General features: G+C 70.7%; 11 protein-coding genes and 1 pseudogene. 6 read left to right on the top strand and 6 right to left on the bottom strand.

Translation table 11 applies throughout. The features are described from left to right. From V6U77_RS14245 to V6U77_RS14260, 4 genes are all read right to left on the bottom strand, one after another. Positions 1-2,474 (bottom strand): acyltransferase domain-containing protein (locus V6U77_RS14245; protein ID WP_334606787.1); only part of this gene is annotated, 2,474 nt, incomplete at its 3' end. Positions 2,475-2,483: 9 nt separating this feature from the next. Continuing rightward, positions 2,484-3,689: a cytochrome P450 gene (locus V6U77_RS14250; RefSeq protein WP_334606788.1), complete on the bottom strand. Its 1,206-nt coding sequence runs from the start codon at positions 3,687-3,689 to the stop codon at positions 2,484-2,486. Positions 3,690-3,752: 63 nt separating this feature from the next. Further along, positions 3,753-5,096 (bottom strand): FAD-dependent oxidoreductase, encoded by a 1,344-nt coding sequence (locus V6U77_RS14255; RefSeq protein ID WP_334606789.1) that lies wholly within the window; start codon positions 5,094-5,096, stop codon positions 3,753-3,755. A gap of 661 nt (positions 5,097-5,757) precedes the next feature. Beyond that, entirely contained in the window at positions 5,758-5,934 is a 177-nt protein-coding gene (locus tag V6U77_RS14260) for a hypothetical protein (RefSeq protein WP_334606790.1), read from the bottom strand. 722 nt (positions 5,935-6,656) lie between these two features. Between V6U77_RS14260 and V6U77_RS14265 the strand changes: the two genes are divergently transcribed. Both V6U77_RS14265 and V6U77_RS14270 read left to right on the top strand, forming a co-directional pair. Beyond that, positions 6,657-7,202 (top strand): hypothetical protein, encoded by a 546-nt coding sequence (locus V6U77_RS14265; RefSeq protein WP_334606791.1) that lies wholly within the window; start codon positions 6,657-6,659, stop codon positions 7,200-7,202. Continuing rightward, positions 7,202-7,639 (top strand): helix-turn-helix transcriptional regulator, encoded by a 438-nt coding sequence (locus V6U77_RS14270; RefSeq protein ID WP_334606792.1) that lies wholly within the window; start codon positions 7,202-7,204, stop codon positions 7,637-7,639. The genes V6U77_RS14265 and V6U77_RS14270 overlap by 1 nt, the downstream gene beginning before the upstream one ends. Positions 7,640-7,750: 111 nt before the next feature. On the opposite strand, the gene V6U77_RS14275 is transcribed toward V6U77_RS14270, so the two are convergent. Next, a complete protein-coding gene (locus V6U77_RS14275) occupies positions 7,751-7,924 on the bottom strand; it encodes a hypothetical protein (RefSeq protein WP_334606793.1) in 174 nt (57 codons plus the stop codon). 74 nt (positions 7,925-7,998) lie between these two features. On the opposite strand from V6U77_RS14275, the pseudogene V6U77_RS14280 reads away from it, so the two are divergent. Together V6U77_RS14280 and V6U77_RS14285 are read left to right on the top strand one after the other, a co-directional pair. After that, a pseudogene (locus V6U77_RS14280) lies at positions 7,999-8,292 on the top strand (glycosyl hydrolase family 18 protein); the annotation flags it as partial. 49 nt (positions 8,293-8,341) lie between these two features. Beyond that, positions 8,342-8,947 carry a glycoside hydrolase family 18 protein gene (locus V6U77_RS14285; RefSeq protein WP_334606794.1) on the top strand — a complete coding sequence of 202 codons (606 nt, stop codon included), beginning with the start codon at positions 8,342-8,344 and terminating at the stop codon, positions 8,945-8,947. 187 nt (positions 8,948-9,134) lie between these two features. Here V6U77_RS14285 and V6U77_RS14290 read toward each other — a convergent pair whose 3' ends face one another. Further along, positions 9,135-10,097, bottom strand: a complete 963-nt coding sequence (locus tag V6U77_RS14290; protein ID WP_334606795.1) for a TauD/TfdA family dioxygenase — start codon at positions 10,095-10,097, stop codon at positions 9,135-9,137. A 169-nt stretch (positions 10,098-10,266) separates the two neighbouring features. Between V6U77_RS14290 and V6U77_RS14295 the strand changes: the two genes are divergently transcribed. After that, positions 10,267-11,130, top strand: a complete 864-nt coding sequence (locus tag V6U77_RS14295; protein WP_334606796.1) for a phytanoyl-CoA dioxygenase family protein — start codon at positions 10,267-10,269, stop codon at positions 11,128-11,130. After that, a complete protein-coding gene (locus tag V6U77_RS14300) occupies positions 11,114-12,049 on the top strand; it encodes a TIGR03621 family F420-dependent LLM class oxidoreductase (protein ID WP_334606797.1) in 936 nt (311 codons plus the stop codon). Before V6U77_RS14295 ends, V6U77_RS14300 begins: the two co-directional genes overlap by 17 nt. The last annotated feature ends 34 nt before the right edge of the window (positions 12,050-12,083 follow it).

Genomic DNA, 12,083 nt, shown 5'->3' on the forward strand with positions numbered 1-12,083 from the left:
ACGTGCGGTGTCGGCTCATCCACATGCAACGTCGCCGGCACCACCCCATGCCGCAACGCCAGCACCATCTTCATCACCCCAGCCACCCCCGCGGCGGCCTGCGTGTGCCCGATATTCGACTTCACCGACCCCAACAACAGCGCCCGCTCCCGGTCCTGCCCATACACGGCGAGCAACGCCTGCGCCTCAATCGGATCACCCAGGGTCGTACCCGTACCGTGCGCATCCACGACATCCACGCCGGAGGCCGACACACCCGCCGACGCGAGGGCCGCCCGAATCACCCGCTGCTGCGACGGACCATTCGGCGCCGTCAAACCATTACTCGCACCATCCTGATTCACCGCCGAACCCCGCACCACCGCCAACACCTGATGCCCAAGACGACGCGCATCCGACAACCGCTCCACCAACAGCACACCGACGCCCTCACCCAGCCCGAAGCCGTCAGCCGCCGAGGAGAACGCCCGGCACCGCCCATCCGCCGACAAGGCCCCCTGCCTGGAGAACTCCTCAAAGATCCCGAGCGACGACATCACCGTCACACCACCGGCCACCGCCAACGAACACTCACCCAGCCGCAACGACTGAACCGCCGAGTGCAACGCCACCAACGACGACGAACACGCCGTGTCCACCGTCATCGCCGGGCCCTCCAACCCGAAGACGTACGACACCCGGCCCGAGACCACACTGCCCGTGTTACCGGTCAGCAGGTAGCCGCCGACCTTGCCGGACGCCTGCGCGAGCCGAGGGCCGTACTCCTGCGCGGTCGCACCGATGAACACACCGGTCGCGCTGCCCCGCAGCGAGAACGGGTCGAAGCCACCACGCTCGAAGACCTCCCACACACACTCCAGCAACAACCGCTGCTGCGGATCCATCGCCAACGCCTCCCGCGGCGACACACCGAACAACCCCGCATCGAACCCGGCCGCACCACGCAGAAAACCGCCACCGCGCTGCACCGACCCACTCCCGTCGACATCCCAGCCCCGCTCGACCGGAAAGTCACCCACCGCATCGCCGTTCGCAAGCAACAACTCCCACAGCGCCTCCGGCGAATCCACCCCGCCGGGCAACCGGCACGCCATCGACACGATCGCGATCGGGTCGTCGAGGGCCACCGTGGCCGGCCGCGATGCGGTGCCGTCGTCGCGCCCGTCGAGGAAGCCCGCCAGCGCCCGTGGCGTTGGGTAGTCGAAGACCGCCGACACCGGGATCTTGCGGCCCGTCTCGGCGGCCAGCCGGTCACGCACCTCCAGCGCGGTCAGCGACGTGACGCCCCAGTCCCGGAACGGCCGGTCGGGGTCGGCCGAGCCCTCACCGCCCAACACGTCGGCCACCGCCCAGGTCACCAGGTCGACCAGGTCGCCGGAGGCCGGCGCCGGTGGCGGCGTCGCGGCGCGCTCGGCCGGGGGCGGCCACTGCGCGAAGACGGCGTCCCAGTCCACCGGCACACCCCGCAGGTGCAGGGTGGCCAGCGCGCGGAGCACCTGGTCGGGTGCCGTGCGGCGCAGCCCGGCCACCACGACGGCGTCCGCATCCTCCGCGTCGATCGTCTCCTGCACCCCGTAGGTGAGCACCGGGTGCGGGCTGATCTCCACGAAGACGTCGTAGCCGTCGGCGACCAGACCGCGGGTGGTCCGGGCGAACTGCACGGTGTTGCGCAGGTTGCGGAACCAGTAGGCGGCGTCCAGCGCCGGCGGTTCGCCCGGCGTCGTCGTCGACCGCATCGGGACCGTGCCCAGCCGCGGCGACACCGTGGCCAGCCCGGTCATCAGCTCCTCGTGCAGGTCGTCGATGTGCGGCGAGTGCGCGGCCAGGTCGACCGGGATCAGCTTCGCGGCGACGCCCTCGGCGACCAGCTCGGCCGTGAGCTCGTGCAGGCTGTCCCGCTCCCCGGAGAGCACCACCGACCGGGCACCGTTGACCGCCGCCAGCGAGACGCGTCCCTCGTACCGTGTGATCCTGTCGGTCAGCGCCCCGGGCGGCAGCGGGACCGCCGCCATGGCGCCGCGGCCGGCCAGCCGGGCCTGTGCCCGGCTCCACAGGGCGACGGTGCGCGCGCCGTCCTCCAGCGACAGCCGGCCGGCGACGCAGGCCGCGGCGATCTCGCCGTTGCTGTGCCCGATGACCGCGTCCGGCTCGACGCCGTAGTGCCGCAGCAGGTCGGCGAGGGCGATCATCACGGCGAACAACGCCGGCTGCACGACGTCGTCACGGCTCAGCCAGGAGTCGTCACCGCGCAGCGTCGCGAGCAGATCCCAGTCCGTGTACGGCCGCAGCGCCACCGCGCAGCGATCCATGGCCGCGGCGAACTCCGGCGAGCGGTCGATCAGGTCGAGGGCCATGCCGGCCCACTGCGACCCCTGGCCCGGGAAGACGTAGACGACCTTCGGGTCGGTCGTGGCGGTCCCGGCGGCCGGTGCGAGCTCCCGGGCCCACCGGTGGAGGGTGTCGGCGCTGGTCATACGTTCGAATCACCAGGTGACCGGCAGGCCCCAGGGGCCGCGGACCAGCATCGTGGTGCGCCACTGCACGTCCTCGGCCGGCACGGCCAGGGCGAGGTCGGGGAACCGGGTGATCAGGGCGGAGATCCCGATCTGCAGCTCCATCCGGCCGAGCTGGGCGCCCAGGCAGTGGTGCGCGCCGTGCCCGAAGGCGAGGTGCGGGGGCCGTTCGACGAACTCGATCTTCTCCGGGTTCTCGAAGACGGTCACATCCCGGTTGCCCGAGGCCATCGACGGCAGGACGGCCTCGCCGGCCCGCACGAGCTGGCCGCCGAGCTCCACGTCCTCGGTGGCGACGCGGGCCATGAACGCGTTCGGGTTGAGCGGGGTGATCCGCAGCAGTTCCTCGACGGCCTCCGGCAGCAGGTCGGGCTGGTCCCGTAGCGTGGTGTAGGTGCCGGTGGTGAGCAGCAGGTAGACGAAGTTGCTGAGGAAGTTGGCGGTGGTCTCGTGCCCGGCGACCAGCACGTCGACGCCGAGCCCGATGATCTCGTCCTCGGTGAGGCCGCCGTCCTCCCTCATGCCGGCCACCAGAACGCCGAGCAGGTCGTCGGCCGGCTCAGCGCGCCGCTGGTCGACCAGTTCGCCGAGGAACGCGCGCAGGTCGAGCTGCGCCTTGACGATCTGCTGCGGGTCGATGCCGACGTCCGGCGAGTTGACCAGGATGGTGTCCGCGTACCCGCGGAATCGTTTTTGCTGCTCGAAGGGCACACCGAGCAGGTCGCAGATGACCCGCATGGACACCGGAAGGGAGAAGCCGTGCACCAGTTCCGCGGGCGGGCCGGCCTTCTCCAGTGCGTCGAGGTGCTCGGCGACGACGCTCTCGACGGCGCCGCGCAGCGCCTCCACCCGCCGGGCCGTGAAGGCCCGGCCGACCGCCCGGCGCAACCGGGTGTGGTCGGGCGCGTCGGTGGTGAAGATGCTGTCGGGGCGCTGTACGAACGGCAGCACCCGGGGCTCGTCGTCGCCGACCGCCTGGGCGCGGCTGAACCTGCGGTCACCCAGCACGACCTTGACATCCTCGTACCGGACGGCGAGCCAGGCGGGCTGGCCGTAGGTCATCTTGACCCGCTGCAGGCCGGGCCTCTCCCGCAGCTCGGCGTAGCGCGGGTCCAGGTCGAGCGCGACCGGCACGCTGAAGGGGTAGGCAACGGGTTCGTTCTCGGTGCTGGTCATCGCGACTGTGCTCCTTCGGCGTACGCGGTATGGCGTGTGCTGGTCGTCGTGGTGTGCGGTTGTTCAGCCGACCTCGGTCACGGCGGGGCGGTGCCGGGCGGACCGGAGGACGCGCCAGACCATGTCCGGTGCAACCATCCGCTGAGGAGGGTCGAGCAGGTTCGCCACGCGCAGCAGCGCCCGCCCGACTGCCGGGTCGCGGCCGACGGCGGCGCCGACCGCGTTCAGGTAGAAGCCGGTCAGCCGACCGGCCAGGGTGCGACTCTTCGCCGGGTCGGTGAATCGTTCGTCGCCGCTGGTCGCCATCGACCATGGGACGGTGAGGATGCGGGCGGTCGCCTTGAAGAAGCGGCGGCCGATGCCGGTCGTGCCCTGTCGCAGGCAGGCCCGGAGGATCAGCGCTTCCTCGCCGGCCACGGTCATGCCCTGGCTGTAGACCGGGTTGAAGCTGCACACCGCGTCCCCCAGCACGAGGAAGCCCTCCGGCAGGCGGGTGAGGCGCTCGTACCGCCGCCGGACGCTGGCCGGAAACCGCGCCCGCAGGGCGTCGTCGATCGGCGTCGCGGCCGCGATGACCTCGGCGATCGCGGGGTCGGGCAGGCTGGCGGCGAAGGCCCGGAAGCCCTCCGGATCGAGCGGCGCTGGGTCGTCGGCGAGGCCGGCGAGGGTGACGACCCAGCGGTCGCCCTCCTCCCGGGCCAGGGCGCCGCCGCGGGGGTTCTCCAGGGACATAGTGACCACAGCGCCCTTGCTGCCGACCAGGTGCCCGGGCTCGCGCCGGAAATGCTGGGTGGCGTAGGTGATGCCGATCGGCACCCGGTCCTCGACGGGGGCGTCGTAGCCGAGGTCGGTCAGCCAGGTCGGTGCCCGCGAACCGCGGCCGGAGGCGTCCACCACCAGTTCCGCCGCCAGATCGACGCGCGCGTTCCCGTCGGCCAGCCGCACCGCGTGGACACCGGTGACCCGGCCGGCATCAGCGCCGGTGGTCAGGCCGGTCACCTCGTGACACGGGAGCAGGGTCACGCCGGGCAGCGCGAGCACCCGCGCCCGGACCCTGCGTTCCAGCAGGAGCCGGCTCATCGAGAGCCCGCTCAGGCCACAGTGGTGACGCACCAGCCGCCGGCCGTCGATCGTCCATCGGATGTCGTTCTGCAGGTCCGCGACGGTGGCGCCGTCGTCGATCAGGTCCTGGCTCAGCCCGGGGAAGAGCTCCTCGAGGATCTCCCGGCCGCGGGCCAGCAGACCGTGCAGGTGTTTAGCCTGCGGTACGCCGCTCCGGTACCCGTCAACGTCGGCGTGGTCGCGGTCCAGCAGCAGCACCCGGTCGTACTCGTCGCTGAGCACGCGGGCGGCGAGAAGGCCGCCCATGCTGGCACCGATGACGACCGCCGTTCGTACCGCGCTCACCATTGACGAAGAGACGACTCACAGTGCCCCATCAAGTGTCTCGACATATATCTCCCCCGCTCCACGAGCCGCCGTACCGTACATATGCTCCCTGGTGAACGACTGGAAGCCATCGATTCGGTTCATGCCGAATACGGATCATCCGCTGCACGACCGCAGGAACCTGAAGCCCTTGACGCGATCAGTTGCATGATGACCAGTGCGGCGGGGTGGGCCCGGTCTCGTGCGTCGGCCCCGAGCAAGGCATGGGTCCTGCATCGCCTGCGGATCGTCGTGACCCTCCCGTTCTGCAAGCGACCAGCAGGTGTTGCGTTCTACGCCCGACCGCAGCCCATCCACGAACTGCCCGGCGGTCCGACGGGGCTCCACCCGCACGAACCGGTCAGCGACACGCGTCACCGCCTCATCCAGGATGACCCGCCACCCGACGGGGTCTACGCTGTGGCACACGGCCACCGCGCGATTTTCGGTTGTCCTCACAAACATCGACGATCAAGGCGGTGGCCGGGGGCTATCTCGCTAACGGTGTTCTCGGCGATGTTGTTAGTAGGTTTCAACGGCTGGGAAGCGGTCGCTCAAGGTGATGGCAAAGGCGTCCAACGCGGGTTTCCAGCGCATCGTCCATCGGGTTTGCCTGCTCCGGTGGGGTCCAGGGATCGGGTCACGCCATCCAGAACTTCGCGCCTTCACCACCGGTACCGGCCCACAGCCCGAGGATGCCCTTCAGCGACAGGCCCTGCTCCTTCGCCCCTCGGACCAGCTCGGCCGCAGCTTTCGCCTCGGCCGACGGCTCGGGCCGCTTCCTCCGTCCGTTCTGGTCGTTCAGTGTCGCGGTCATCACGACACCCTCCTCACCAGGCACAACGCCCGTCAGGACGGAAACACCTTTAGATCCACAGACCCCCGGCCGGTCAACACACGATGACCGGGCAGTGGTGTGCGTCGGCGACATCTCTGGCAGTCGGGCACTTGGCCCTCCAACCGGGCGGGCGGCGAGAAGCGGAGAGCCCACGCGCGCAAGACTTCCTGCACTCCTGCTGATCTTCACCAAACGAGCACAGCAAGGTGCATGTGCGGCCCGGTGAACGGCACCCGGACCGGCCACGGCGAGCCGGATGGACGTGCCCGCTGCTACCGCAATCGTGTTTCGCGTGCAGGGCGCGGCGCAGCATGCCGGGCAGGCAGCATCCCGTGTGGGGCCACAATTCCGGCTGCGACCGGCACACCCAGGGACGCAACCCTCGCCCGCTCGGCGAAGCCGTGTGACGGTCAACCGACAGGTCTCATCGCCACCTGCAGCGTCGGCATCGATCGGCGGCTGTCGGTGGCCTGGGCAGCGACCAGACCGTGGGGTGGGAGGCGGGTGGCCTTGCCCGGCTGCTTGACCAAGGCACCCGCCGGATCGCCCCGGCAACGCCGCGAGGGGCGATCCACCTCTTGCATATCCGCCGTCGAAGCCCCATCGCCACGGGGACGGGCGGCGCACTACGCCTGTCGGGAAGGTGATGCGTATCGTGGATAGAAGGGTCGCCCGGAGTGTGGGGCGGGAGAGGCGTTGGCATGACAGATGGCACGGTCTACTCCGGCTCGCACTGGCAGCGCTACGCCACCGGCGACACCGATGAGGCGCACGCCTACATCCGGCGGGCCTTCTTCGACGTCAGGGTGCGGTTCTCGGGCGAGGGCCGCGACGGATTCGGCCTCCGTACCATCACGACCGGGCTCGCCGACGTCGGCGTGACCCGCCTGCACTATTCAGCGCGCACACAGCTCCAGACCGCCCCGGACGGGGACCTGAACATCACCCACATGATGACCGGCCGCTTCACCATCGCCAGAGACAAGGACGACTACCGTTTACGCCCCGGCGATGTGGCGCTGATGCTGCCGGATCATGCCCAGGACGCCGATTTCGACGACATCGACGCGTTCATCACCCGCCTTCCCCGCGCCCTGCTCGAAGAGGTCGCCCACGCCCAGACCGGCATCAGCGGCGCGGACTTGCGCTTCGACAGCTCCCGGCCGATCTCGGCGGCGCTCGGCCGGCACTGGACCCAGGCTGTTCTCCCACCTGACCCGCAGTGTGCTTGTCCGACCCTGCCCTGATGGCCAACCCGCTGGTCGCCGCGAACACCCGCCACCTGCTCGCGGCGACAGCCCTTGCCGTGTTCCCCCACACCGGCCACGCCGGGGCCCTGGGGGCCGCCGGCGAGGTCACTCCCCGGGCGTTACGCCGAGCCGTGGCCTACGTCAACGACAACGCCGAACAACCGATCACGGTCGACCAGATCGCCGCCGCGGCCGGTGTGCGTCCCCGTGCGCTGCAACTCGCCTTCCGCCGCCACCACGACACCACCCCGATGCGATACGTCCGCCAGGTCCGCCTCGAACGCGCGCACCGCGACCTGCAGGCCGCAGACCCGACCACCGGTGTCACCGTCACCATGATCGCCACGCGCTGGGGCTTCACCCACCTCGGACGATTCAGCACCGACTACCGCGTCGTCTATCGCAGCAGCCCCAGCCACACACTGCGCACCTGACGCCAGCCTCACCGTCGGGAGTGCGGGAAGCGTGTGCACCGACCGACACCACCCCAGACCCGCATGCAGGGTCAGCTTCCCTCCGTTTGCCACTGCCCCATCCGAGTGGGATCACCGACCAGCGGCCGTTGTCGGCACGTCCGAGTTCATACGGATGCCGGTTGCCGCCAGCAGGTAGGTGACGCACGGGGCGGCCCCGCGCAGGGTCAGCGTGACCCCGGCGCGGGTGGCGGCGTGCTGTGCTCGTAGCAGGACGCTGATGCCGTGCGCGCTGAAGAAGGTCACCCGCCCAGGCATCGCCGTCCAGGGCGTCCCAGCGGGACGGCTTCTACCAGGTCGGCTACTTCACGCAGTGGGGCATCTACGGCCGGGCCTTCCCGGTCAAGAAGCTCGACACCTCCGGGGCCGCCGCGAGGCTGACCCACATCAACTACGCGTTCGGCGACGTCGCCGCCGAAGGGCTGTGCGCCTCGGGCGACGTCTGGGCGGACTACCAACGCCCGGTGTCGGCCGAGGAGAGCGTCGACGGGGTCGCCGACGCGGCCGGCGAGTCGCTGAACGGCAACTTCGGCCAGCTGCGCAAGCTCAAGGCGAAGCACCCCGGTCTGCGGGTGCTCCTCTCGCTCGGCGGCTGGAGCTGGTCGACGTACTTCTCCGACGCGGCCCTGACGCCGGAGTCCCGGCAGGCCTTCGTCACCTCCTGTGTGGACCAGTTCATCAAGGGCGACCTGCCGGTGGTCGGCGAGGTCGGCGGGGGCCGGCTCGGCCGCCGGTGTCTTCGACGGCATCGACCTGGACTGGGAGTGGCCCGGCTCGGCGGGTGAGCCCGGCAACATCGTCCGCCCGGAGGACAAGCAGAACTTCACCGCGCTGGTCGCCGAGTTCCGCCGTCAGCTCGACGGCTACGGCCGGGTCACCCGCAAGCACTACGAGCTGACCGCGTTCCTGCCGGCCAACCCGGCCGCGATGGACGCTGGCTTCGAAACCAAGAAGATCTTCAAGGACTTCGACTTCGCCACCGTCCAGGGCTACGACTTTCACGGCACCTGGGAGTCGGTGACCAACCAGCAGTCCGCGCTGCGCCGGTCGGCCGCTGCCCCGGACAACCCGGACTTCACCGTCGCACGAGCCATCGACGGCTGGCTCGACCGGGGCGCGCCGCGCGGCAAGCTGGTGCTCGGCATCCCGTACTACGGTCAGGGCTGGACCGGCGTGACCGGCGGCGGCGCTTCATCGCCCCCGCCCAGCCGGCCACCGCGTCAACCAGCCGGGCGGTCGCCTACTCGGTGGTCAGGTCGGCGAAGGTGAGCCGGTCGAGCCACCCGGCCAGCGAAGCCGCCAGCCGTTCCGCGTCGCCGCTGTCCGTCACGCCAGCAGGGTACCGGTCGTCCTCACCGACGGGCGACGTCCGGACGGGCCTCTCGTCGGCGGCGGCCTCGCTGTCGGCGAGAGATCCGTGGGGAACCCTCAGATCGGGTATCACCGGGGCGGTGCGTCAGTACACCTCCCGCGAGGAGGCGAAGCAGCTCGCCAGCGGCGGGCCGTCGTGCTGCCAGATCCAGGTCCGCAGCAGATGGCGTACCTGGCCGGAGACCGCCTCGTCGGCGAACGCCTCGCGGGCGTGCAGGATCGTGTAGTTGTTCAGCCACATGCTCTCGCCGCGGCTCAGGCGGTAGGTCAACTGAAGCTCGGGGCGGCGGGCCACTTCTTCGAACCGGTCGAGCGCGGCCACCTGCTCGGCGGTCAACCGGCCGCCCGCGCGGGCGGCGCCCTGCCGGAGCAGCACCGAGGCGTAGCGGCAGCGCAGCCGGCCCGCGTAGTAGCTGAACACCGGCGAGGACAGCGTCGGGCCGGTGCCGGGGCGTTGCTGGCCCCGCACGTCCCACTCCCACAGCCGGTAGTACTCGTGCACCAGCTCGGGCACCTCGTTCACGAGCACGTCGTGGACCGATTCGGCGCTGGCGAAGGCGTTGCTCCCACCGCTGGAACCCTGTTGCAGGCAGAGCAGCCCGGCGATGTCGGCGGCGTCGGTGTGCATCAGGAGTGCCTTGTTGGTGCGGTAGCCGCGCGCCTGGGCGTCGCCCGGATGCTCGTCCAGCACCGAGACGACCCGTTCGCCCGCCGGGTTCTGGGCCATCGGCCTGCCGAGCACCAGCGACAGCCCGTACAGCAGGTAGCGCAACTGCCCGTCGGTGAGGTCCGCCAGGCCGGCGCCGGTGACGACGGCCATGCCGCAGCCGTGGCCGACGGGGCGCTCGATCCTTGCGGCGAGCGCGCCGAGCAGCGCCGCGGCGTCCGGTCGGTGCCGGTCGGCGCCCACCTCGTCGCGGGGGGCCTCGAACTGCTGGGGAAGCTCCTTGGCCAGGTGCGCCACCTCGTCCCGGCTCACAGTGACGAGAAAGGAGCCGTCGGCTCGCAGCGACGCCCCCGTCCACCGGCGTGCGTCTACACCGTCCACGTCGCGATCCTCTCCAGGAGCAATCGATGACTGTCGACGACCTTAGCGCAACAGGCAATCGTCGGTCATCTATGGGGTTGAGGTCTGTCGGGACGTCCGGGCGTGTACGGTGGAGCCGACGGTCAATGTCCTTTGCGTGGCGACAGATCGACGATCCGAAGGGCCACCGATGAACACTCCGAGCATCACGCTCGACAGCGTGGAACGCGGGCTTCCGTTGCTGGAGCGGGACGGCTACCTCCTCGTCCGCGACGTCCTCTCCACCGCACAGGTCGAGCGGGCCCGCGCCCGCTGCGACAGCTACCTGCTCGCCGACGCCGACGCCGAGAACGAGATCGAGGCCACGGCGCTGCTGCGGATGCCCGAGATGAACTTCATCTTCGACGAACGCGTCATCGCGGCACTGACCACGTGGCTCGGCGGCAGTCTCGCCTACTATCCGAACTACGTGGCCCGGCTGAACCGCCGCACGGAATGGCACGTCGACAACGGATTCTCCCCGAAGTTCCTCTCCGACGCGAGCCATGTGTACGACCCGCGGTTCAGGCACGTCCAGTGTGTCGTGTACCTACAGGACAACTCGCCGGGGGCGGGCGGCGGGCTCGACGTCCGGCCCGGATCGCACAGGTGGGCAGCCGACAACGAGGTACCGGACGACGACTACCTCATGCGCGCCTACCCTGACGTCGTCTCGATCGATTCCAGGGCCGGCGACCTCATCGTCTTCGACGGCAGGGTGATGCACCGCGGCACCCCGCAGGACGGCTCGGCCACGCGCCGCAAGTACGGCGTCTTCTGGAGCGCGTCCCGCAACGACCAGCGGCAGCTCGACCGGTACATCGAGTACTTCCTGGCCCGCATGGACTATCTGCGCACCCGCAACCTGCCGTCCGAGGAACTCCAGCGTGACACCGAACGCCACGAGCTGATGCACCGCGTCCGCTTCCCCGGCAGCTACCTCCCGCAGGCGGCCGAGGTACTCCGCCGGCACCGCGTCGTCCTCGCCGAGATGCCGCATGCCGACGCCAGGTGAGGGCGGGCCCGCGCCGTTCCGCTTCTGCGTCGCGAGCGGCGGCGCCAGGAGCGTCGAGCAGTGGCGGGAGCTGGCACGCAAGGTCGAGGGCTCGGGGTACGACCTGCTGACCATGACCGATCACATCCACCAGCCGATGGCGCCGTTCACGGCGCTGGCCATGGCGGCCGCGGCCACCACCACGCTGCGGCTCGGCACCTACGTCCTGTGCCAGGACCTGCGCAACCCGGTGATCATGGCGAAGGAGTTCGCGACGCTGGACGTCCTCAGCGGTGGGCGCGCCGAGATCGGGCTCGGCGCCGGCTGGCGGCGGAGCGACTACACGCAGACGGGCATCCCGTTCGGCACCCGTCCGGAGCGCTTCGAGCGGTTCGTCGAGTACGTCGAGGTCGTCTGCGCGCTGCTCGCCGGCGGCCCGGTCAGCTACGAGGGCCGCCACGTCTCGGTCGCCGACGTGACGAACCTGCCGGCGCCGGCGAAGCCGATCCCGCTGCTGATCGGCGGGTCACGGCGACGGCTGATCGAGCTGGCGGCCAGACGGGCCGACACGGTGAGCATCGCGCCGAGCAGGCGACCCGACGGCCGCCGGTCGACGTACTGGGACACCGAGATCGACGATCGGGTGCGCTGGGCGCGCGCCGCCGCAGCCGGCCGGCCAGCGCAGCCCGAGATCGACCTCGCCATCCACGAGTGCCGGGTCGTACCGGACCCCGCCGCGACGATCGCCGAGTTCAGCGCCACCTTCGGCGTACGGGAAGACCAGATCGCCGAGATCCCCAGCCTGCTCGTCGGCACGCCCGAGCAGGTCACCGAGGCGCTGCTGGCCCGGCGTGAGCGGTGGGGGGCGTCGCGGGTCACGATCCCGGACACCGCGATCGACGCGATGGCCCCCGTCGTCGCCCGGCTCGCCGGCACCTGATCCCGCGCGGCGAGGGGCACCCGCCCGAGCGCCC

It is taken from the genome of Micromonospora sp. CPCC 205546, from assembly GCF_036902715.1.
Taxonomy (GTDB): Bacteria; Actinomycetota; Actinomycetes; order Mycobacteriales; family Micromonosporaceae; genus Micromonospora.